Source organism: Nitrincola iocasae, from assembly GCF_008727795.1.
GTDB lineage: Bacteria > Pseudomonadota > Gammaproteobacteria > Pseudomonadales > Balneatricaceae > Nitrincola > Nitrincola iocasae.
Genome location: NZ_CP044222.1, coordinates 3549888 through 3573010, shown reverse-complemented (window position 1 = coordinate 3573010; position 23123 = coordinate 3549888). Strand labels below are relative to the sequence as shown.

The following is a 23123-nucleotide window of genomic DNA, read 5'->3' as shown; positions in this document are numbered from 1 at the left end:
TTAGTATATATTTTTATGATGTCATTGCCACTGCTAAGCTAGATCTAGATTAATACAGGTAAGCATCATGATCGAAACTACTAGTCCTCACTTTTGGCGTGCAACGTTGGCTTTGTGCCTCGCCTCCTTTATTGTGTTCGCCAATTTACATGGCATGCAGCCACTACTGCCGATGCTGGCAGACAGTCTTGGCCGAACTGAGCTGGAGATCAGCCATGCCTATACTATTGCTACGCTGGTGCTGGGCTTGTCGTTATTGGTGTATGGGCCGGTATCGGATGTTCTGGGTCGTCGTGGCATCTTGTTGTTGACCCTGGCGGGTGTTGCCCTGACAACCTTGGGGCTGGGGTTTGTCGATAACTATAGCTCGCTGTTTTGGCTGCGTGCTCTGCAGGGCTTTTTTCTGGCTGGGGTGCCTGCGGTGGCCATTGCTTATATGGGCGATGAATTTAGTCGACCGGCATTGCTGACCGCTGTTGGTCTTTATATTGCCAGCAATTCACTCGGTGGTGTGACCGGAAGATTGTTGGCTGGCGCTGTAGGTGATTGGTTGGGCTGGTCTGAAGTTTTTCTGTTATTGGGGGTAATCAGTACATTGGGCCTGTTGCTGGTTATCCGTTTATTGCCGTCGTCCAGCCATTTCAATCCAGTGGCATTTCGGCCTCAATCCATGCTGTTGGACTTGCTGGGACATCTGCGTAATCCCGTACTGTTTATTGCTTACCTTGTGGGGGGATTAAACTTCCTGATTTTTTTGAATCAGTATACTTATATTACCTTTGTGCTGGCAGCAGAGCCGTTTAGCCTTTCAGCCACCTGGATCGGGTTGCTGTTTCTGACCTATCTGACCGGAACCTTTGGCTCGCTGATTTCCGGGCGTTTGAGTCGGCGCTTTACAGCACCTCTGTGTATGGCACTTGGCATAGTTGTACTCATGCTGGGCACGTTGCTGACCCTGGTTGGCAGCTTACCCGCTATTATTTGTGGTTTTTTTATTAATAGCTTTGGATTCTTTTTAACCCATTCCGTAGCCAGTAGCTGGGTTAGTCAGCAGGCCGTCAAGGCACGGGCCAGTGCATCGGCACTTTATCTGGTGTTTTATTATGTCGGTGCCAGTGTGGGGGGCTTTTATCTACATCCTTTCTGGCAACTGGCGGGCTGGACAGGCATTGTAGTTGGCTCACTATTGATCTTTTTGATCACCTTGGGTTGTGCGATGATACTGCTTTATTGGCAGCGCTCAGGGCGTGTTTCAGCGTTTGCTGGATAAACTAACACACAGGAGAACCCATGGATTATCAACATCAGTTTCTTGAAGGACAAACTCATCTTCCGGCCGGAAAGGTGGTCTGTATTGGTCGCAACTATGCCGAACATGCCAAAGAGTTGAATAACCCAGTACCAGACGAGCCACTGCTGTTTATTAAACCCTCCACGGCCATTATCCCTTTATCGCAGCCGATTGCTTTACCACAGGGGCGAGGCGGCTTGCACTATGAAACTGAGGTGGCGATTCTTATTGGAGAGCGTTTAACACATGCCAGTGAAGCCGATGTAGTGACGGCTATAGCGGGAGTGGGCTTGGCTCTGGATTTAACTTTGCGTGATTTACAGTCGACCCTCAAGGCGAAGGGCTTGCCTTGGGAGAAGGCCAAAGCATTCGATGGCAGTTGCAGTTTATCGGCCTTCGTTGCTCCAGCAGGCCTCGATCTGACGCAGTTGGAGTTGACCTTGCGGATTAATGATCAGATACGTCAGCAGGGAAATACAGCGCAGATGCTACTGCCCGTTACTGCCTTGCTGGCTTATATCAGTGCATGGTTCACTTTGTTGCCCGGCGATGTCGTGTTAACCGGTACGCCGGCAGGTGTGGGGCAATTAAACTCTGGCGATAAGCTGAGCTTGCAGTTGGATCAGGTGATTACAGCTGAAACTCGGGTGGTTTAAATAATTAAACGTAAAACCACTACTAATTGCATAGAAATAATAGATTAACAGCTGTCTTTAAAACTGCTATGGTGCGATAAAAAAGCGGAGTGGCACGTTGGGACAGCTGAAAACAACGCATTTACAGCAAAAAATTGTACGCTTTGTAGCCGTTGGTATCTTACTGACCGGCCTGTTGCTGAGTGGGGTTGCAGTATTTCAAATTTATTATGAAACGCAGCGTATTACCACGCAGTTAAGCTCGGGGATTATGAACCGCTTACCGCAGGCTACTGTCCTACTTGAGACGGATATAACCCTTTCTGCTTATCGGGTTTTTGCAAGCTCTATCCTTATGACGCTGGTTATACTGGTCGCTGGAACCTTTTTTATCACCTACAAAATACGTCCTTTGCTGCGGCAACTGGATCAGTCCAATCAACGGCAGCAGCTTTCTGAACAGCGTATCCATTATCTTGTACACCATGACCAACTGACGGGTCTACCTAACTGGTCACAGCTTTACGACAGTTTGTGTGAACGTATGAGCCAGGTGGCGCAACAACAGGATCAGCAATTGGCGATTTTGTTTATTAATCTGAGTCGTTTCAAGGTGGTTAATGAAAGCCTGGGCCATGATGCGGGTAACCAGGTGCTGATGCTGATGGCAGAACGTTTAAAGCTGTTAGCGCGGCCAGATGACTTACTGGCACGGGCTGGTGGTGATGAGTTTCTGCTGTGTGTCAAAGTAACTCAGGGTGAACCACCCATAGAGGTGTTAGCGCAGCAGATCCTGGATAGCCTGAAACAGCCTTTTGAGCTGGAGGGTAAGACAATTTATCTGGAATCGACCGTAGGTATCAGTTTATTTCCGGATAATGGTATTCATGCTGATGCGCTGTTGCGCCATGCTGATGCTGCTTTGACACGTGCACGACGCCTTGGGCAGGGTAGATATCAGTTCTATGAAGCCGATATGACTGAGCAAAACCGTGAGAAATTTGAACTGGAAACGGATCTGCGAGGTGCACTGGAGCGTGAAGAATTTGAAGTCTACTATCAGCCTCAGATTGATCTGCAGAGTAACTGTATTTCCGGGGCTGAAGCCCTGATCCGTTGGAATCACCCGACACGAGGCCGAGTCCCACCGGATCAGTTCATTCCTATAGCTGAAGAAACCGGATTGATTCATGCCATAGGTCACTGGGTGCTCGAAGAGTCCTGCCGTCAGGCGCGCATCTGGCAGGAGGAAGGCCACTTCCTGAAAATGTCCGTTAATCTGTCAGCACTACAACTAAACAGTGGCGATATTGTTAATGTCGTACGTATGGTGTTGGACCAGACTGGGTTGGAGTCACGCTGGTTGGAGCTGGAGTTGACTGAGAGTTACCTGTTTGAGAACTTTATTCGCAGTGCTCGGGTATTGAAACGCCTGCGTTTGTTAGGGGTTACTCTTGCATTGGATGATTTCGGTACGGGCTATTCTTCGCTCAGCTACTTGCGTCGTTTAACTCTTCATCGTCTGAAAATTGACCGTAGCTTTGTCAAAGGCCTGCCCGGCGATCCGGGAGATCTGGCGATCGTTAACACCATTATAGCTATGTCGAAAAGCCTCGGACTGGAAGTGGTTGCTGAAGGAGTGGAAACGCCTGAGCAGCGCCAAAGCCTGGCCAAGTTAGGCTGCCATACCTATCAGGGTTATCTTTATGCGGCACCTGAGTCGGCTTTTGCTTTTCGTACCCGACTCTCTGATTTTAAACTTGCGAAGCAGTACTAAAGTACTGCTTTTTCGGTGCTGATGCAGAATAGTCATCTACCGGTCTGAGCCGCTAGTATCAAAGTTTCTAAACGTGATTGCTTCAGTCACACCTATAAAAACAAGAGGCTCTATCATGATATACGCACAGCCTGGGCAGGAAGGCGCCCTTATCTCTGTAAAACCCCGCTACGAAAATTTCATTGGTGGCCAATGGGTGGCCCCGGTTAAAGGTCAGTATTTCAAAAATATTTCTCCAGTGACTGGTGAAGCTTTCTGCGAAATCCCTCGCTCTAGCGCAGAAGATATTGAATTAGCCCTGGATGCCGCGCATGCCGCCAAAGCCGCCTGGGGGAAAACCTCGGTCACTGAACGTTCCAATATGTTGCTGAAAATTGCAGACCGACTGGAACAGAATCTAGAAAAAATAGCCGTGGCTGAAACCTGGGACAATGGTAAAGCGGTTCGCGAAACCCTCAATGCCGATGTACCCCTGGCCGTAGATCACTTTCGCTACTTTGCCGGTGCGATTCGTGCTCAGGAAGGCTCTATTGGTGAGATAGATCATAATACCGTTGCTTACCATTTTCACGAACCTCTGGGGGTCGTGGGTCAGATCATCCCTTGGAACTTCCCACTGTTAATGGCTGCCTGGAAACTTGCGCCTGCACTTGCCAGTGGTAACTGCATTCTTCTCAAACCAGCTGAACAGACACCCTGGTCAATCCTTGTGGTAATGGAGCTGATTGCCGATCTGTTACCACCCGGCGTGCTCAATGTGGTCAATGGTTATGGGGCTGAAGCCGGTCAGGCGTTGGCTACCAGTAAACGTATTGCCAAAATCGCCTTTACCGGTTCGACGCCGGTGGGTTCGCATATTCTCAAGTGTGCCGCCGAAAACATTATTCCGTCTACCGTTGAGCTGGGCGGAAAATCACCTAATATCTTCTTTAAAGATGTCATGGATTTTGAAGACAATTACCTGAGTAAATGTATTGAAGGTGTCGTACTGGCATTCTTCAATCAGGGTGAAGTCTGTACCTGCCCATCACGCTTATTGGTGCAGGAAGATATTTATGATGAGTTCATCGCCAAAGTCATTGAACGTACACAGATGATTAAGCGTGGTAATCCACTGGATACCGATGTCATGGTGGGTGCGCAGGCCTCGGAAGAGCAGTTTAAAAAGATCATGGGTTACTTCGATATTGGTCGTGAAGAAGGTGCTGAAATCCTTATTGGTGGTGGTAAGGAACAACTGGATTCCAGTCTGAATCAAGGCTTCTATATCCAGCCGACCTTGATCAAGGGGCATAACAAAATGCGCGTATTCCAGGAGGAAATCTTTGGCCCTGTCGTATCCGTGACCACCTTTAAAGATGAAGCGGAAGCTCTGGAAATTGCCAATGACTCCGAATTTGGCTTAGGTGCCGGTCTATGGACCCGCGATATGAACCGTGCCTATCGTATGGGACGGGGTATTGAAGCAGGTCGGGTATGGACCAATTGCTATCATCATTATCCGGCTCACGCTGCTTTCGGTGGTTATAAAAAATCCGGTGTCGGACGTGAAAATCACAAGATGATGCTGGATCATTATCAGCAGACCAAAAATATGCTGGTGAGCTATGATACCAATCCGATGGGTTTTTTCTGATCTGAGATTTGTGTAAAACGCTATACTAAAAGCGCCTGCCGGTTTTGCCGCCAGGCGCTTTTGTTTATAGGAAGTCAGATATGTTAGATCCACATGTGAAAATACCGGTGTTGACCGCCATGTCCGACGCCGCCGATGTCAGCCTAGCGGCTAAAACTCTGGCGACTGCCTTGTGCCATGCTGAGCTGGAGTGTGTGGTGTTTTTTTGTTCAGCCGAATACCCCTTGCCCGAACTGGCTGCTGCGCTGAATAATGCCTTTGGCGAAACGCCATTGGTCGGTTGTACGACAGCCGGTGAAATTACCCCTCGTGGCTATGACCGTGGCAGCATCGTTGCCCTGGGTTTTGATCGTCGCTGGTTCAGCATCGAAACTGCATTGATTGCAGCCCTGGATGATTTCAGTTTGCCACAGGCACAGCAGCAGGTGGATCAGCTGATCAGTCAAATACACCAACGACACGCGGTAGTTCAGCCTGGACGTTTTTTTGCCATGACATTACTTGATGGCTTGTCGAGTCAGGAAGAGCTGGTATTAGTGGCGTTGGATTCAGCACTGGGCAGTATTGCCCATTTTGGTGGCTCCGCGGGTGATGATATCCAGCTGGCTGGGACCCATGTTTTCGTAAACGGAGCTTTTCATACTCAAGCCGCCGCGCTGACATTAGTACGCACTTCTCTGGATTTTGAGGTATTCACCACCCATCACATGCAAAGCCTGGCACATAAACTGGTTGTTACTGCCGCCGACCCGGATAGCCGTTGTGTCTATGAACTGAATGCTGAGCCAGCCGCTCAGGTGTATGCCGATATGCTGGGCTTACATCCGCAGCAGCTCAACCCAGATGTGTTTGCCCTGCATCCGCTCGCCGTGAAACTGGGGCAGGAGTATTACGTACGCTCGATTCAAAAGGTTAATCCAGACTTAAGCCTGACCTTCTATTGTGCCGTGGGTAATGGCATGGTGCTCACGGCGATGCAGCCTCAACCGATTCTGCCGGATCTGGAGAAACGCTTTGCCGATATAGAAAGCCGTATTGGCAAGCCTCTAATTACTCTCGGTTGTGATTGTTTTTTGCGGCGCCTAGAAACTGAGCATCTGGATAGTTTGGATGAGGCTTCCAGCTTTTTTCGTCACCATCGTGTGATTGGCTTCAACACCTACGGCGAACATTTTGATGGTGTGCATATTAATCAAACCTTTACCGGCGTTGTTATTGGCGAGGCATAAAGCTGATGGACGATAGCACACTGCCAGACCAGCAAGCGGTGCACAGCTTGCAGCTTGAGAATCAGCGTCTGAGGAAAATTAATGCGGCATTGATTGAGCGTGTTGAAGCCGGTAGCGCATTTAATGCAGCGCCTTATGCGGCTTTTGAGCATTCGGCTGCCCTGGCCGAGCAGGTACGGGAGCGTACTGAAGCGCTTTCGGTGGCGATGGCTGAGCTACGGCAGACTAATCAGGCACTTATACAGGCCAATGTTTCTCGCACTAAGTTTTTGGCCGCCGTCAGTCATGATCTGTTACAGCCGCTGAACGCTGCGCGACTGTTTACCGGTGCCTTGCTGGAGCGGCCCTTGTCAGAAGAGCTGGAGCCCCTGGCAAATGCCATCCACCGTTCGCTGCAAGATGTCGATAGTCTGTTAGGTACGCTGGTAGATATGTCTAGGCTGGATGCAGGTGTAATCAAACCGGATATCAGTGTTTTTCCATTATCGGATTTGCTGGACAACCTGGCGACCGAATTTCGCCAGATCTGTGAAGCGGAAGGGCTGTGCTTTGACTATGTAAAAAGTTCTGCGGTGGTCTCAACCGATCTAGTACTGCTGGCACGCATACTGAGAAACTTTCTCACTAATGCGGTGCGCTATACTCCAGCAGGTGGGCGAATATTGCTCGGATGTCGCCGACGATCTAACGGTGTACAGATACAAGTCGCCGATACTGGTTTTGGTATCCCTGCTAATAAATTAGATGATATTTTCCTAGAATTTCAACGTATTAAACCCAATCCAGCCCTGCAGGATCGTGGTCTGGGTTTGGGGCTGGCGATAGTGGACAAAATTGCCAGCATGCTTGAGCATCCGGTGGCAGTCAGTTCAGACGAGGGCAAAGGGTCGGTGTTTGCTGTATTACTGCCATTATCGCAGTTTGAGTACCAGCCGTATTTGCCCGACCGCCATCAAGGCAGTGATCAACAGGTGTTGCAGAGTAGCCGTGTCTGGGTGCTCGATAATGATCCCGCTATCTGCACGGCGATGCAGTCATTACTACAGGGTTGGGGTTGTCAGGTATACACCGCCGAAAGTAGTGTAGCGTTGCAAAAATATTTTGAATCAGAGCCACAGGGACCCGACTTGTTGATTGCTGACTACCACTTGAATGAATCCAGCTCAGGCCTTGCTCTGGTGGAAAAATTACTGCACCGCTATGCTGCCAGGTCGGCTGTGCTGATGATTACAGCTAATCATACCAGTGGGCTGCGCCAGCATGTACGCAATGCAGGTTATCGAATGCTGAACAAGCCTGTGAAACCGTTGAAACTGAAAGTTACTGTTGCACACCTGCTTAGGCAGGCAAAAGATTCAGCGACGGATGATGGTTGAAAAATCCAGGTCATTGGCAGCCAGAATAGCTTGTACCCTGTTGTTGACGCCCAGCTTTGCCAGAATTGCCGATACATGCGCTTTGACAGTCGTCTCGGCAATGTTCAGGTGGGTAGCAATCTGCTTGTTGGATTCACCCTTGACCATGCGCTCCAATACTAGCAATTGTCGTCGAGTCAGACTGAATAGCAACTCCATTGATAGACTCGGGCGCGTTTGCGCTGGTAGCGGGCTTTCCTGGGTTTTGCGCATAATACTGGCCGGTAGGTAAACTTCGCCCTGAAGAATTTGCTGTAACGCTGTGGCCATCTCATCACGTGCCGCCGATTTGGCAATAAAACCCGCTGCACCCTGGTCCAGTGCCTTCAGAACTGTCTGTTTATCTTCTTCAGCTGAGATGATCACCACTGGAATGGTAGGCGCTTCGCGACGTAGCGCTGAGAGCCCTTCCAGGCCATGCATGCCGGGCATATTAATATCCAGCAAGATCAGATCCATATCCTCGTGCGCTTGGGCCAATACCAGAGCATCGTCCAGTGTGCCTGCTTCGATAATTTTCGGGTCGCATAGCGCAGCGTTTATGACATTGATCAGCGCCTCTCTGAATAAGGGATGATCATCTGCAATCAGTAGTTTAATCACGTACTGCATCCTTTTTTATGCAGTACTTTACACCAATTTAATGGGATTAGGCTAAAAAATGCGAGGAAGAAATATCTTCTTGGCAAAGGTTACGCAGCGCCTGCTTCAGGCAAGCTGCGTAGCTTTGTGATTCAGGAAAGTGAGCAGAGTTCGCTGCTATAGTCTGGGTATTCCTGTTCAAGGCGTTCTGCCAGTGCCGTACCGGCAGGTGTGATAAAAATACCCCGGGATTTGCCCGCTGCAATTTTAAGATAGCCTCTGTCTTGCAATACAACCATGTGTTGAAAAAACTCGTTGTATTCCAGCTCGCTGAACTGGTTTCTGAGTGTTAGCATCACCGGCGGGAAGATGCCGTTGCGTTTGCCCAATCGCTTCAGTGCAATCAGAATATTCATTTCTATCGTGCTGATCATAGGTAATCACCCGTATAATTGATCAATGTATAACCAATTATATACGACTTATGTTGCAGTGCAACATATTTTTAGCTTTTTCTGACAAAAATACTCGGATAAAGGATGGATTAGACTTTAGTTGAATATTTTAGCGTATTTTTAATCAGACTTTTACCCCTTTTGGGGCTGTTAAGGGTAGAATAAAAAGTAATATCAAATGTTAATAAAAGGCATATTGACGATGTTTTTATGGATTAAACTGTTGCATATCCTGGCTATGACCAGTTGGATGGCTGGTATTTTCTATTTACCTCGAATATACGTGCATTACGTAGAGGGTCGCGTTGCCGGACAGGATGTTGCACGGCTGGAAATCATGGCGCGGAAGCTGTTTGGTTTTATGACATTGATGGCATTGTTGACACTGATTTTTGGTTTATGGCTGTGGTTGGGTTATGGTTTTCGCGGTGGTTGGATACATGCAAAACTTCTGTTTGTTGGTTTTTTGATTGGATACCATGGCTGGTGTTTTAGCTATCTTAAGCGCATGCAAGCAGGTAAGCTGACTCAGAGTGGTCGCTATTTCCGTTTATTCAATGAGCTGCCGCTGCTGATTTTCATACCGATTCTTTATTTTGTGTTGATGAAGCCGTTTTAGGGTTTGGTTGCGGGTGTTGACGGATGATCCGGTTGCGTCCGGAGGCCTTGGCCAGGTAGAGGCGTTCATCAGCCAGACGTAACAGGCGATCCGGGTGGATCTCGTCTGGAAGGGGGATTTCTGAGGCGACCCCGATACTCAGCGTGATCCACTCACTACAGCTGGAGTAGGCGTGCGGCAGATTTAATCTGGCAATATTTTCCTGTAGTCTGCATGCCAGTTTATAGGCGCCGTGCAAATCTGTTCCAGGTAGAATGCAAACAAATTCCTCCCCGCCATAGCGAGCTACCAGGTCATTAGGTCGGGTTACGGTTGCCAGCATAGTGCTGGCAACCTGTTGTAAGCATTCATCGCCCGCAGCATGGCCATAATTGTCATTAAAGGGTTTAAAGAAATCGATATCCATAAAAATCAATGCCACCGGCTGTTGTTGCTCAAGTGCCTCTTGCCATAGCTGTTCCAGTTGGGTGTCGAAGTGACGCCGGTTCGCCAAGCCGGTTAGTCCATCAATGCTTGACAGTGTATGCAGGTGATCGCGTTGATCCAGGCCCGACTGAAAAGCTTTCAGCAGATTATCAAGGCCTTTGACCAAGTGATCCAGTTCATCACCCTTGTTGTATTTCAGGTGTGGGCGATTCCATTTGCCAGGTTTTTCCGGATTGATTGTTTGCAGTGCATTATATACACGTAGCAATGGGCCCGTAATCAGAAAGGCGAAAACCCAAACCATTAATAACACAATACCCAATGTTTTAAGCAAGCTGAGCGAGAAGATTAACAGGCTGCGTTGGCTGAAATGTTGTCCCAGTGTTTTTAGCGCCAGTGTCAACTCCAGTTCACCTACGAGTCGTCCTGAATCGCCAGACTGGACTCGATACTCCAATGATTGCTGGTAGCTGAGGATGTCGCCGAATAGGCGTTGGTAGAGTGGATTTGCTACCTTTTCGACTTCTCCCAGACTGTACATTACTCGGCCAAAATCATCTCGTAGCTCTACTTTGGCTACTGTTTCACCAGAAAAAAGGCCGGTAACTACCTGTTCGGCTAGCTCCGGATTCAGTTGAAAGGCGGCTTCGGCGGCCGTGGCTTCTACTAACTTGAGCATTTGGCGGGTTTGATTCTGTACCTCGCCGCGCATGCTGCGGACATCAATAATCAGCTCAATAGAGCCTGCAATTAAGCTGAGCGTCAGGCCTGCCAGCAGCGTGGCCAGCGCCTGCTTGGTCGTCAGGCTGCGACGACGGGATACACCCGTCGGGCGCTTGTAGGCCTGCCCCCCGCTGCTTTTGAGGTTCACTCAGCTACTCCTTGTCCAGAGTGGGAGCTGGTAGTTCGCCTTGTTCTTTCAGTATGGCCTCCAGGGTACTTTGCATTCGTTGTTGAAGGTGCGGTGACAGTGTCTTATGGCAGGCTAGATACAGAGGAACTTCATTAAAAACAAATAATCTGTTCAGCGCAGTGCCTTGTTGCTCAGCCAGGTATTCAGCCGAGGCAACGCCCGTGACCCAGACATCAATCAGATCGGCGCTCAAGCGGTCTAGGTTTTCGCGGTCAGTGGTTGCCAGAATCAAGCTGTGGCCTTGGTCTTGCACATAATTGCCTACAGCATCTTGACGAAAACTGCCAATGCGCAATCCTGACAAATCATCCAGATTACCCGCATCAAGGGGAGAAGATGCCAGTGAAAAAGCGCCCCACTGAGTGCTCAATAACGGACCTATCCACATAAACTGGGATTCTCGTTCAGGTGTGCGCGTGGTTGAGTATACGCAGGTATTTTCGCGCATTTGGGCCTCGGTCAGTGAGCGTGCCCAGGGTAATAACTGAAATTCAGCCTCAAATCCGCTTCGCTGCAGCACCTTTTTAAGTAGCTGAGTTGCTGTACCCTGAATTTCACCCTGGTCATTTATGTGGTTATAGGGTGGGTACTCTTCTGTAACTAGCCTGAGTGACGGCATAGCATCTTTTGCGCTGTCTATGCTGGCTTGCAGTTGAGCTGTCAAGTTCGGATCTGTATCAGCATTAAGGGCAAAATACAGGGATGCTTCACTGAGGGTATAAACCGCTTCAAATTCCTGTCGGTCGTAGCCTCGGGTATCCATCAACCAAAAAGCAACGTCTTCACCATATGCCCATAGATCGACACGATTCGCATCCAGCATTGTCAGCGCACTGGTATTGTTAAAAGCGGTATGAATTCGAGTCGGATCAACACCCAGTTCCTGCAAGCGCTGAGCACCTATGTCCTCATGAATGACGGCAATCTGCAGGTCAGACTGATTCAGGGCATCAATACTGTCAATCTGAATGGCATTGGCTTTTCGCGCCATGAGGACCACTCGTGCTGCCGAAATTGGGCCTGCCCACTGAAACAGTGATTCACGCGTATCAGTGCGAGTGGTAGAGAAAAGCACACTATTGGGGGTGTTGAGCACTGTTTCATAGCCACGGGCCCAAGGCTGCACTTCTATGCTGTCTCGATCTAGTTGTCTGCCGTCAAGCAAGAATGCACGTTCCAGCAACTCAACAGCGATGCCCTGCAGCTTGCCGTTTTCGGCATAGTTATAGGGTGGGTACTCTTCCGTTATGAATCTGAGTTTATCCAGGTCAGCATGTGCCGGTAGAGTCAGTATCAAAGCCAGTAGAAACAACCAGTTGCGCATAGGCTATCCATACCTGTGATAATGAGCGTGGTGATTAGTAAAGCTACTAATAAAGTTATTATTGTCGTTATATTAGCGCTTTTTTGTGTAGCTATTGTTTAGAAAATACACAATAGCGTTCGGATATACAAGCACTTCTACTAAGCTGGTTGGAGAGATTTTGTTTTAATCAGACTTGTGACGAAGTGCGCTAATACGAGCTTCAAGGCGCTCAGTGGCATCGCGCAGTTGGTCAACGTCTTCCAGAAAGCCTTCTATCTCAGCGCGTGGGGGAAGAACACCCAGCTCTTCCTGCAGGTATTCAACACTGTTGGCTGTCAGGCTTTGTTGCATGAGTCCAAATTGCTGCCGTTGGTTGCGTATAAAACTAGCCAGAGGGTGAGCAACCGTGTCGCCAAGTAGGTCTCCCAACCAGTTTTCCCAGTCAAGGCTAAAAGTTTTTAAAATAGTGCTGAAAGCTGTTGCTAGCCCGGTATCACCACTGATTGAGATGCCCTTGCCAAAGAGTTTATCGTTAGAGCTTTCTGCGCTGGCCATCTGGATAAAATCCTGGGCTTTACCCGTTAGGGTGAGGTCAGCAGGACTCTCGCTATGCAGAAATAGGTCAAGGCCAGAGTTTCCTGGGAGTAGTGTCAGGCTAAACGTTGGTTGGCTGATCTCAAGACGAATGACCTTTCCTGACAGTGCGGCAAGACGTTGTAGGGTTCTGGGGTCCTGTTGCAGTAGTTTATTCAGGCTGGTTTCGGCGCTGCCCAGCAGGGCAGCAGACAACATCTGCACAGACATAGCGACTCCCTTAGGGTTTGATGCCGGTATGCAGGGCAACCACACCGCCAGTCATGTTTTCATAACGGCAATTGACCAGCCCGGCTGTTTCCATCATTGTTTTCAGCGTTTCCTGATCCGGATGCATGCGGATGGACTCAGCCAGGTAGCGATAACTATCAGCATCATTGGCAATTATTTTGCCCATTTGCGGCAGAATATTGAACGAGTAAAAGTCATACAGTTTAGTCAGGGCCGGATTCTGCGTTTTGGAAAACTCCAGAACCATCAGTTTACCGCCAGGTTTCAGTACCCGCTGCATGGAGCGCAGTGCAGCATCCTTGTCGGTGACATTACGCAGGCCAAAGGCGATGGTGATGATATCGAAGGTATTGTCGGCAAACGGCAGGGCTTCGGCATTGGCCTGGATGTATTCTACATTACCGGCTGTTCCGCTATTGATCAGCTTATCCCGCCCCACCTTTAGCATGGAGTCATTGATGTCGGCCAGCACAACCTTCCCGCTTGGGCCGGTGATTCGGGAGAATTTTTTCGTCAGGTCGCCAGTGCCGCCAGCTATGTCGAGGATGCAGTGACCTGTACGAGCACCACTACGTTCAATGGTGATACGTTTCCACAACCTGTGTACACCACCTGACATCAGGTCATTCATGAGATCGTATTTGCCCGCGACAGAATGAAAAACATCGGCCACCTGGCGCACTTTTTCTTCAGCGGGTATTTGCCGAAAGCCGAAATCGGTGGTGTTATGCTGATTTTTCTCGTTCATGCTGTCTCTGCCTGTTGAGTTAAGTTGGCATTGTAGCGCTGACAAGCGGGTTTGTCCTGTTATTAACTGCGTGAATATTAACCACGGGAGTTAGCTACGGGCAATCAACCCGCCATCACGTGAACCACCGCTTTCAGCTAGCTTGGTCAAGTAGCGCTGCCAGTAATCGGCGTGATTATGTGCCAGGTCATGTAGGTATTCCCAGGTATACAGACCTGAATCATGACCATCGTCAAACACTATTTTCAAGGCGTAATTGCCACTGGGTTCAACGGAGCGGATAGCCACTAGCTTTTTGCCGGTTTGCAAGGTTTCCTGTCCTATGCCGTGTCCGCGAACTTCGGCAGAGGGGGAGTGTACCCGCAGGTATTCGGCGGTCAGTTCGAAAGTGCCATCTGCATAAACCAGTTCCAGCGTTCTGGATTTAAGGTGCAGACGGACATCTTTGGGTAGTGGGATCTGAATCATAACCGCTCCAGAAAGTTAAGGGTCCAGACGGCCAAGGCCGTCCGGTGGGTTTACAGAATGTAGTGGCTGAGATCTTCATTATGGCTGAGTTCGGCCAGTTGTAGATCAACATAGGCGGCATCAATCAGAATGCTGTCACCTGCACGATCCGATGCCGCGTAGGATAACTCATCCAGTAGTCGTTCCATCATCGTATGCAGGCGACGTGCGCCGATGTTTTCGGTTTGTTCATTCACCTCGAAAGCCAGTTCAGCAATACGACTGATACCGTCTTCAGAAAACTCCACTTTCACTCCCTCGGTTGCCAACAGTGCTTTGTACTGCTCGGTCAGAGAGGCGGTGGGTTCGGTGAGTATGCGACGGAAATCGTCCGGCGTGAGTGCCTGAAGCTCCACGCGGATAGGCAGACGCCCCTGGAGTTCGGGAATCAGGTCTGAGGGCTTGGCCAGATGAAACGCACCGGAAGCTATAAACAGGATGTGGTCAGTCTTTACCATGCCGTATTTGGTGGTAACAGTGCAGCCTTCAATCAGTGGCAGCAGATCACGCTGCACCCCTTCACGGGATACATCGGCACCGCCAGACTCACCACGTTTACAGACTTTATCGATTTCATCCAGAAACACTATACCATTCTGCTCTACCTTGTAGACAGCTTGCTGCTTGATGTCATCTTCTTTAATCAGACTGGCGGCTTCTTCATCGGTCAGCAGTTTCAGTGCTTCTTTAACCTTGATGCGGCGCGACTGTTTGCGCTGCTGGCCCATGCTTGAGAACATGCTCTGCAGTTGGCTGGTCATCTCTTCCATGCCAGGGGGTGCCATGATTTCCACACCCATTTTAGGCTGTGCTACTTCAATGTCGATCTCTTTATCATCCAGAAGCCCTTCCCGCAGTTTTTTACGAAAAATCTGACGGGTGGCGCTATCAGTTCGAGACTCGTCGTAGGGCTGGGGCTGGCTGTCGCGTGCCTGGGGTAGTAGAGCATCCAGAATACGCTCTTCGGCCAGGTCCTCAGCTTTGATACGCACTTTGTCCATGGCTTCTTCACGGACCATCTTTACAGCCATTTCAACCAGATCGCGGACAATGGTTTCAACATCGCGTCCGACATAACCTACTTCGGTGAACTTGGTAGCTTCGACCTTGATGAAAGGGGCGTTCGCCAAGCGCGCCAGGCGTCGGGCGATTTCAGTTTTACCCACACCAGTGGGGCCGATCATCAGAATATTCTTGGGGGTGACCTCTGGACGCAGCACATCATTCAGCTGCATACGGCGCCAGCGATTACGCAATGCAATGGCTACGGAGCGTTTGGCCTGTTCCTGACCGACAATATGACGGTTCAGTTCGTGGACGATTTCACGGGGAGTCATGTCAGACATCAGGCTGTTCCTCCAGCGATAGATTCCAGCTGTTCAATAGTCAGGTTGTTGTTGGTGAATACGCAGATATCGGCGGCAATATGCAGGCTTTTTTCAACTATCTCCCGCGCATTCAACTCGGTGTTGTCCATCAGCGCTTTAGCCGCTGCCAGTGCGTAGTTACCACCAGAGCCTATGGCGACGACACCGTCTTCCGGTTCAATCACATCACCATTACCGGAGATCAGGAAGGTTTTGTCCTTGTTGGCGACCAGCATCAGGGCTTCCAGTCGTCGCAGTACGCGGTCACTGCGCCACTCGCGGGCCAGATAAATCACCGCATTGACAATATTGCCCTGGTGTTTGTCGAGTTGTTGCTCAAATAGGTCCCGGAGGGTGATGGCGTCGGCCGTACCACCGGCAAACCCGGTGATAACCTGGTGCTTTGCCAGTACGCTGACTTTACGTGCTGTACCTTTCATGACGGTGTTGCCCAGTGAAACCTGGCCATCACCTCCAACGACCACCTGATCACCGCGGCGGACAGAAACAATAGTTGTCATAGTAAATCCATTCTCTAGTGCGTTAATGCAGTTGATATGGATGCACAGACGGGTATTTCAAGTGAGAAACACCTTCGTCTGCAGAAATTTCCGTCCACAGCGCCTTAATCCAGCGGAATAGGTAAGGGGGAAATTCCCAGATTAGCTAGTTGGTTGCGTGCCCGGTTTAGTTCGGTGCGAGTGTTGAACGGGCCGGTTCTGACGCGATACCAGATGCCATTGTCACCTTCGACGCGGGAAGTGTGCACATTGGGCAGGCCACTTAACAGCAGCTCTGCGCGCATGCGTTCAGCATCAGTTTCGGCACGGAAAGAGCCGGTTTGTAGCAGGTAACGGGATTGGTCAGGCGCATCACGCGGGGTCGAGTGGTAGACGTTCTGCGGCCCCTGTACTTCCGATCGCGGCAGTATGTCGTAGAAATCGAACCGAGCCTCCGGTGCATCCGGTGGCGGAGGTATCTCCGGTGTTACCACTGCAGGCTCCGCCGGTAGGGCAGGTTCAACCTGTATTGACTCAGCTGGCCTGGCGGGAGCGGGTGACTGAGCCGGGGTGCGTGCCGGCTGAGTTTCCGTGCCGGTCTGAGTCTGCGGGCCGGTGGTTATGAGTATTTTTAACAGGTAGATGAGGCCGACCAGCGCCGCTAGCGTAAGCAGGGCCTTAGGCCACCAGGGTTTGCGCCGAACTGGAGGCTTTGGCGGCTGACGTTTGGGTGTAGAACGGCTCGCGGAAGTTCCGCGACGCCGCTTCTGGGCATAATCCTGTCGAGCCATGGATTACATCTGCTCCGGTGCAGAGGCGCCGAGCAGTTCCAGGGCATTGGCAAGCACCTGACGTACCGCGACACTGAGTGTTAAACGAGCGTTGCGCAGTTCGGCCTCATCAATGAGCATTTTATGGCCGTTGTACCAGGTGTGGTAGTCACCTGCCAGTTCGCGCAGATAATTGGCCAGCAGGTGTGGCTCATAATTCAGCGCCGAGTTCTGCAGTACTTCCGGATAGAGTGACAGCTTGGTAATCAGATCTTTTTCAGCTTCGCTGTCCAGACGTTTCAGCTCTGTCAGGCCTTGCTGCTGATCCCATTGCTGCCCTTCAGCTTCCAGCTTGCGTAGCACTGAGCAGACACGGGCATGGGCATACTGAATATAGTAAATGGGGTTGTCTTTAGATTCTGACTTGGCCAGTTCCAGATCAAAGTCCATATGCTGCTCGGCCTTACGGGTGACGTAGAAGAAGCGACAAGCATCTTTACCGACTTCGTCACGCAACTCGCGCAGGGTGACGAAAGAACCTGAGCGGGTGGACATCTGTACGCGCTCGGTACCCCGGTAGAGGATGGCGAACTGCACCAGTTTTACGATCAGTTTTTCAGGGTCGTAACCCAGTGCGGAGATGGCGGCTTTGACGCGGGTAATATAGCCATGATGGTCGGCACCCCAGATATTGATGACCTGGTCAAAACCCCGGTCAAACTTGTTCATGTGGTAGGCAATATCCGATGCGAAATAGGTCGTCTGACCATTGGCACGGCGCACAACCCGGTCCTTGTCGTCACCAAAAGCGGTGGAGCGAAACCATAAGTTGCCTTCCGCTTCGTACAGGTGGCCCTTATCCTGAAGAATGTTCAGCGCTGTATCGACATCGCCACTATGGGTCAGTGATCGCTCAGAGAACCATACCTGATAATCCACGCCAAATTCGCTCAGATCCTGACGTATATCACCGAGGATGGCATCCAGGCCGGCATTGAAAATCAATGTGTAATCATCACCCAGCAACTGCTGCGCACGTTCAATCAAGGCATCGATATGCTGATCCTTGTCACCCCCCTGGGGCTCGTCAGCCGGAAGGTCTGCAAATACTAGCTCGGTCGGTTGCTGGAAGCGTGGGCCATGATCCTGCAGCAGGCGGTGAGCAATATCGCGTACATAATGTCCCTGGTAGCCATTGCTGGGGAAGCTTAACTCAGCCTCCAGTTCTTCCAGGTAACGCAACCAGACGCTGGCGGCGAGAATATTCATCTGCCGTCCGGCATCGTTCACATAATATTCTCGTTCAACTTCAAGGCCGGCAGCCTCAAGCAGATCGGCGACTGTGGCGCCATAGGCGGCTCCACGACCATGACCTACATGCAAAGGGCCGGTGGGATTGGCAGACACAAATTCAACTTGAACGCGTGGGCCAGAGTTAGGTCCGGCGCGGCCAAAGGCTTTACCCTGACTGAGAATGTCGCCGACAACGGTGTAAATGGCATCCGGGTTGATAAAAAAGTTGATAAAGCCGGGGCCCGCAATTTCAGTTTTGACCACCTGATCGGACGCAGGGAGGGCGGCACAGATTTTTTCGGCCAGTTGCCGAGGGTTGCTGCGAGCGGCTTTTGCCAGCGTCATTGCCAGATTGCTGGCCAGGTCACCATGGGCTTTATCACGGGTATTTTCGATATGAATTTCCGCTTGGGCATCTGGCGGCAGGGTGCCCGCCTGAATCAGTGACTGAATCGCTTGGTTAAGCAGGTCGGCTAAATGTGCTTTCATGAGTCTTCCGTTGGGTGGCAGTATTCCGTACCGGACAGCGGTCGGATTGGACTAAGCCAGCATTATAATTCGTCCGGTGGTCTGAATGCCAATCTCTGAGCGCATCCTGTTACCGGTTTGTGGGTCTATTCAGCCATAACCTCAATAACTGTCTAGTGGATCGACATCAATTGACCAGCGCACCTTGTTGCGCGCTTTGTGCTGAATTAAAAATGTCAGTATGCGCATAAGTAACTGGTGCAGGTCACTGCGCTGGCGGCTTTGAATCAGTAATTGCGCCCGGTACAGCCCGGCACGCTTTTCCATTGGCGACGGAAACGGACCGGACCAGTGGCTGCCCGATGGTGCGGCCAGTTGCTCTTCCATCATTTCTCGTATGTCGCGCAGAAAGCCTTCTGCCCAGCCCTGACGTGTCGCCTCGGCACGAATCAATGCGTGAAAACTGAAGGGAGGCAGGCCTGCTGCTTTGCGCATCTGCAGCTCAGAGGCGGCGAAAGCACCATAACCGTCACGAATCAGGGCGTTAAGCATGGGGTGATCCGGGTGGCGAGTCTGCATAACCACCTCACCTGGGTGGTCGGCCCGTCCCGCCCGCCCGGCTACTTGTAAAACTAACTGCGCAGTTTTTTCCATACCACGAAAATCAGCGCTGAATAACCCGCTGTCTGCATCTAATACAGCCACCAGAGTGACGCGGGGGAAGTGGTGACCCTTAGCCAGCATCTGCGTACCAATCATAATGCACGGTTTGCCCGTATGGATCTGAGCCATCAGTTGGCTCATGGCATTTTTGCGTGCGGTGCTGTCACGATCAATTCTCAGTACGGGGGTTTTGGGGAAGCGATGACACAGGAAGTCTTCGGTGCGCTCAGTGCCCGCACCGGATGGTCGTAAGTCTTCGCTGCCACATTGATTGCAACGCATAGGTATGGGAGTCTGGCGGTCACAGTGGTGGCAATGCATGTGCGGTGGTGAGCGGTGCAGTGTCATGCGGGCATCACAACGGGTGCATTCATTCACAGCACCACAATTGTGACAGATGAGTGAGGGCGAAAAACCACGGCGATTGAGAAAAATCAGTATCTGGGTGCCCTGTGCCAGATGGGTTTCAATACGTTGTGTGAGGCTGTCGGACAAGCCGCAATTGAGGGTTTCACCACGAATATCCAGTAGTTCAAAAGCGGGTGGCATCGCCTTGCCAGCCCGGGTAGTCAGCAGGCTGTGACGATAACGACCACTGAGTGCATTGTGCAGACTTTCGAGTGATGGTGTGGCACTGCCCAATACCAGCGCAATGTCTTCATGTTTGGCACGCAGCACGGCCAGGTCGCGGGCTGAGTAACGAAAGCCATCCTGCTGTTTAAAGGATTGGTCATGCTCCTCATCGACAATGATCAGACCTGGGTATCGCATCGGGGTAAAAATGGCTGAGCGGGTGCCAATTAGGATGCGAGCGCTGCCCTCTCGTGCCATCAACCAGGCATCCAGACGTTGTCGGTCAGTCAGCCCGGAGTGCAGGGCGATTACTGGCACCTGAAAGCGGGCTTTGAAACGTGCCAGTGTCTGCGGAGTCAGGCCGATTTCAGGGACCAGAATCAGTGCTTGCTTGCCTTCTTTGAGTACTTGCTGGATGGCTTGCAGGTAAACCTCGGTTTTGCCTGAGCCGGTGATCCCTTCGAGTAACAGTGTATTAAACCCTGATCCGGCGGCAATGTTCTGTAACGCTTGGTGTTGCTCAGTATTCAGTGTTAGCGGGGCTTCTTTTAATATCTCGCCCTCTTCACGCTCATCGGCATGCAGAGGGGTAGGGTGATGAATGAACGTTTCAGCCAGGGCTTTGTCCTTAAGGGTTTTCAATAAGGGTACTGGCAGAGATTCAACTCTCAACAAGTCAGTGCTGACCCCTTTGGGGTTGCGTAGCAGTAGGGCTAGCAGTTCACGCTGACGCGTAGCCGATTTCGATAGCGCATCCAGGCTGGCGCCCGGTGTGGCCCGCCAGAGGGTTTCATGGGTAAATTCGGCAGGTTCGCCTTTGCGCAGCAACGCCGGTAAGGCCTGAGACAGGGCGTCACCTTCCGGATAGGCATAATAACTAGCGGCCCAGCGGGCTAAATAAAACTGCAGGCCGTCGAGCACTGGTGCGGCGTCCAGAATGATATGCGCAGGTTTGAGCTTGTCCAGGGGTAGCTCTGAATGCTCTGGCAGTGCCGTGATGATGCCAATCACCTTGCGCTGGCCAAACGGTACACTTACGCGGCATCCGACCTGAGGTTTCAGAGTACCGGAAAGGGGAGGCCGGTAGTCAAATAGCCGGTGTAAGGGGGTGGGGATGGCAACTCTAAGAATCAATCAGGGCTCTCATTTTGGCTGAAGGTTAGATGCTAACAGTCTAGATTCTTTTGGCTGGTGATTAAATAGCCTTTTTAGGTTGCGGGAAGTACGGCCTGGCCGTATAATTTCCGCCCTTGTAATTGTACGGGTGGGTGTTGCCCTTTTCAGCGGAGCGTAAAGTCTCAGCGGAGCGTAAACCTGTCCAACCCTTGTTAGTGCGGTGCCTGGCAATTTGAAGCATACAGATCCTTCCGATCAGGTGGCGGCACATCAATAACTCCATTGAGGTTCAAAATGAAAGCTGGTATCCATCCCAAATATACTGACATTACCATCACCTGTTCTTGTGGTAACGTCATGCAGACCAAATCTACTTTAGGCGATAGCACTATGCTGGTTGACGTCTGCAGCAGCTGCCATCCTTTCTACACAGGTAAGCAGAAAGAAGCGACTACTGGCGGCCGTGTGGACCGTTTCAACAAGCGTTTTGGTGCCCGTTCACTGAAAAAGTAACGGTTACGCTGATCACCAGGTTTTTCAAAAGGCATCCTTCGTGGATGCTTTTTTGCTTATTTGGCACAGTGATTGTGCAAAGCAGGGTGTTTATGCACCCTTAAAGGGCGGTTGTTGTCAACATGGCTTTTGGTTATGATGCAAGACCGTTTAACTACAACCTTAGTTGGAATCTGCAACCATGTCTCAAGATTTTAAGCAAGCGGCTCTAGATTACCACGAGTTTCCTCGTCCCGGTAAAATCAGTGTTGAGCTATCAACGTCTGCAGAGACGGCTCATGATCTCGCATTGGCTTACTCCCCTGGCGTAGCGGAGCCGGTGCGTGAGATCGCCAAAGATCCTGAAGCGGCCTATCGTTATACAGCGAAGGGTAACCTGGTTGCCGTCATTTCCAATGGGACTGCCATTTTGGGCCTGGGTGATCTGGGTCCACTGGCATCCAAACCTGTCATGGAAGGCAAAGCACTGTTGTTCAAGCGTTTTGCCAATATCGATTCTATCGATATTGAAGTAGACGCTGAAAGTCCACAGGCGTTCATCGATACGGTCGCCCGTATTGCTGAAACCTTTGGCGGCATCAACCTGGAAGACATTAAAGCACCGGAATGCTTTGAGATAGAGCGTACGCTGATTGAGCGTTGTAATATCCCGGTATTCCATGATGATCAGCACGGTACCGCCATCGTGACGGCTGCCGGTATGATCAATGCGCTGGAACTGGCCGGTAAAAAGCTGGAAGAAGCGTCGATTGTCTGTCTGGGTGCCGGTGCTGCTGCCAGTGCTTGTATGAAGCTGCTCATTAACATGGGCGCGAAAGTCGAGAATGTATATATGATCGACCGCAAGGGTGTGATCCACTCTGGTCGAGCTGACCTGACTGCCGAAAAAGCGGCATTCGCAACTGAAACAGATAAACGTACCCTGGATGATGCCATCGAGGGTGCTGATGTATTTTTAGGTCTGTCTGGTCCGGACCTGCTGTCACCTGAGCAGCTTAAGAAAATGGCGGATAACCCCGTTGTCTTCGCCTGTGCCAACCCTGATCCCGAAATTCGGCCGGAAGTTGCTAACGCCGCCCGTCCTGATGTGATCATGGCCACAGGTCGTTCTGACTTCCCCAACCAGGTTAATAATGTACTGGGCTTTCCTTTCATTTTCCGTGGTGCGCTCGATGTGCGTGCCTCGGCAATCAATGAAGAGATGAAAGCTGCTGCGGTGAAAGCTCTGGCCGGTTTGGCTCGTGAGCCTGTCACTCAGGAAGTACTGTTAGCTTACGGTTTGCAGTCCCTGGAATTCGGCCGTGAATACATTCTGCCAAAAGCAACTGATTCCCGTCTGCTGGGCCGCATCTCTTTTGCGGTTGCACAGGCTGCGATCGATAGTGGCGTGGCGCGTTTGCCTATGCCGGAACACTACCCGATTCATTGTGAATCTGAGTTGTATTGAGCAGGACGCTTAAATAGGAGACTCTTAACAAGAGTCACAAAAAAACCGC

Annotated in this window: 21 protein-coding genes; 9 read left to right on the top strand and 12 right to left on the bottom strand. The window is 50.8% G+C overall.

Features of this window, described 5'->3' with window-relative positions:
- Window positions 1–67 precede the first annotated feature (67 nt).
- From F5I99_RS16520 to F5I99_RS16495, 6 genes are all read left to right on the top strand, one after another.
- Window positions 68–1270 carry an MFS transporter gene (locus F5I99_RS16520; protein ID WP_151057912.1) on the top strand — a complete coding sequence of 401 codons (1203 nt, stop codon included), beginning with the start codon at window positions 68–70 and terminating at the stop codon, window positions 1268–1270.
- Window positions 1271–1290: 20 nt separating this feature from the next.
- A complete protein-coding gene (locus F5I99_RS16515; protein ID WP_151057910.1) occupies window positions 1291–1947 on the top strand; it encodes a fumarylacetoacetate hydrolase family protein in 657 nt (218 codons plus the stop codon).
- Between the two features lie 97 nt (window positions 1948–2044).
- The gene (locus F5I99_RS16510) at window positions 2045–3703 is read left to right on the top strand and encodes a putative bifunctional diguanylate cyclase/phosphodiesterase (protein WP_151057907.1); all 1659 of its coding nucleotides are present in this window, start codon (window positions 2045–2047) and stop codon (window positions 3701–3703) included.
- A 115-nt stretch (window positions 3704–3818) separates the two neighbouring features.
- On the top strand, window positions 3819–5339 hold the full coding sequence (gene exaC, locus F5I99_RS16505) for an acetaldehyde dehydrogenase ExaC (protein ID WP_151057905.1): 1521 nt from the start codon (window positions 3819–3821) through the stop codon (window positions 5337–5339).
- An 80-nt stretch (window positions 5340–5419) separates the two neighbouring features.
- Window positions 5420–6568, top strand: a complete 1149-nt coding sequence (gene nosP / locus F5I99_RS16500; RefSeq protein ID WP_151057903.1) for a nitric oxide-sensing protein NosP — start codon at window positions 5420–5422, stop codon at window positions 6566–6568.
- Between the two features lie 5 nt (window positions 6569–6573).
- Window positions 6574–7944 carry a hybrid sensor histidine kinase/response regulator gene (locus F5I99_RS16495; protein WP_151057901.1) on the top strand — a complete coding sequence of 457 codons (1371 nt, stop codon included), beginning with the start codon at window positions 6574–6576 and terminating at the stop codon, window positions 7942–7944.
- Here F5I99_RS16495 and F5I99_RS16490 read toward each other — a convergent pair.
- Window positions 7924–8595 (bottom strand): response regulator, encoded by a 672-nt coding sequence (locus F5I99_RS16490; RefSeq protein ID WP_456093914.1) that lies wholly within the window; start codon window positions 8593–8595, stop codon window positions 7924–7926. The genes F5I99_RS16495 and F5I99_RS16490 overlap by 21 nt on opposite strands.
- A gap of 122 nt (window positions 8596–8717) precedes the next feature.
- Window positions 8718–8999 carry a hypothetical protein gene (locus F5I99_RS16485; RefSeq protein WP_151057897.1) on the bottom strand — a complete coding sequence of 94 codons (282 nt, stop codon included), beginning with the start codon at window positions 8997–8999 and terminating at the stop codon, window positions 8718–8720.
- A 223-nt stretch (window positions 9000–9222) separates the two neighbouring features.
- On the opposite strand from F5I99_RS16485, the gene F5I99_RS16480 reads away from it, so the two are divergent.
- The gene (locus F5I99_RS16480) at window positions 9223–9639 is read left to right on the top strand and encodes a CopD family protein (RefSeq protein ID WP_151057895.1); all 417 of its coding nucleotides are present in this window, start codon (window positions 9223–9225) and stop codon (window positions 9637–9639) included.
- Here F5I99_RS16480 and F5I99_RS16475 read toward each other — a convergent pair.
- From F5I99_RS16475 to F5I99_RS16430, 10 genes are all read right to left on the bottom strand, one after another.
- Window positions 9599–10936, bottom strand: coding sequence for a diguanylate cyclase (locus F5I99_RS16475; protein ID WP_151057893.1), 1338 nt, complete (start codon window positions 10934–10936; stop codon window positions 9599–9601). The two genes, F5I99_RS16480 and F5I99_RS16475, sit on opposite strands and share 41 nt — an antisense overlap.
- A gap of 4 nt (window positions 10937–10940) precedes the next feature.
- On the bottom strand, window positions 10941–12302 hold the full coding sequence (locus tag F5I99_RS16470; RefSeq protein ID WP_151057891.1) for a substrate-binding periplasmic protein: 1362 nt from the start codon (window positions 12300–12302) through the stop codon (window positions 10941–10943).
- A 165-nt stretch (window positions 12303–12467) separates the two neighbouring features.
- On the bottom strand, window positions 12468–13088 hold the full coding sequence (locus tag F5I99_RS16465; RefSeq protein WP_151057889.1) for a ubiquinone biosynthesis accessory factor UbiJ: 621 nt from the start codon (window positions 13086–13088) through the stop codon (window positions 12468–12470).
- 10 nt (window positions 13089–13098) lie between these two features.
- Entirely contained in the window at window positions 13099–13857 is a 759-nt protein-coding gene (gene ubiE / locus F5I99_RS16460; RefSeq protein WP_151057887.1) for a bifunctional demethylmenaquinone methyltransferase/2-methoxy-6-polyprenyl-1,4-benzoquinol methylase UbiE, read from the bottom strand.
- A 90-nt stretch (window positions 13858–13947) separates the two neighbouring features.
- Entirely contained in the window at window positions 13948–14325 is a 378-nt protein-coding gene (locus F5I99_RS16455; protein ID WP_151057885.1) for a gamma-butyrobetaine hydroxylase-like domain-containing protein, read from the bottom strand.
- 50 nt (window positions 14326–14375) lie between these two features.
- Window positions 14376–15710 carry an ATP-dependent protease ATPase subunit HslU gene (hslU, locus tag F5I99_RS16450; protein ID WP_151057882.1) on the bottom strand — a complete coding sequence of 445 codons (1335 nt, stop codon included), beginning with the start codon at window positions 15708–15710 and terminating at the stop codon, window positions 14376–14378.
- A complete protein-coding gene (gene hslV, locus F5I99_RS16445; RefSeq protein WP_151057880.1) occupies window positions 15710–16252 on the bottom strand; it encodes an ATP-dependent protease subunit HslV in 543 nt (180 codons plus the stop codon). Before hslV ends, hslU begins: the two co-directional genes overlap by 1 nt.
- 104 nt (window positions 16253–16356) lie before the next feature.
- Window positions 16357–17022: an SPOR domain-containing protein gene (locus F5I99_RS16440; protein ID WP_151057878.1), complete on the bottom strand. Its 666-nt coding sequence runs from the start codon at window positions 17020–17022 to the stop codon at window positions 16357–16359.
- 3 nt (window positions 17023–17025) lie between these two features.
- A complete protein-coding gene (gene argS / locus F5I99_RS16435; RefSeq protein ID WP_151057876.1) occupies window positions 17026–18783 on the bottom strand; it encodes an arginine--tRNA ligase in 1758 nt (585 codons plus the stop codon).
- Window positions 18784–18924: 141 nt separating this feature from the next.
- On the bottom strand, window positions 18925–21132 hold the full coding sequence (locus F5I99_RS16430) for a primosomal protein N' (protein ID WP_151057874.1): 2208 nt from the start codon (window positions 21130–21132) through the stop codon (window positions 18925–18927).
- A 276-nt stretch (window positions 21133–21408) separates the two neighbouring features.
- Here F5I99_RS16430 and rpmE point away from each other — a divergent pair, with 276 nt between their 5' ends.
- Both rpmE and F5I99_RS16420 read left to right on the top strand, forming a co-directional pair.
- Window positions 21409–21627, top strand: a complete 219-nt coding sequence (gene rpmE, locus F5I99_RS16425) for a 50S ribosomal protein L31 (protein ID WP_151057872.1) — start codon at window positions 21409–21411, stop codon at window positions 21625–21627.
- A 181-nt stretch (window positions 21628–21808) separates the two neighbouring features.
- Window positions 21809–23074 (top strand): malic enzyme-like NAD(P)-binding protein, encoded by a 1266-nt coding sequence (locus F5I99_RS16420; RefSeq protein ID WP_151057870.1) that lies wholly within the window; start codon window positions 21809–21811, stop codon window positions 23072–23074.
- The last annotated feature ends 49 nt before the right edge of the window (window positions 23075–23123 follow it).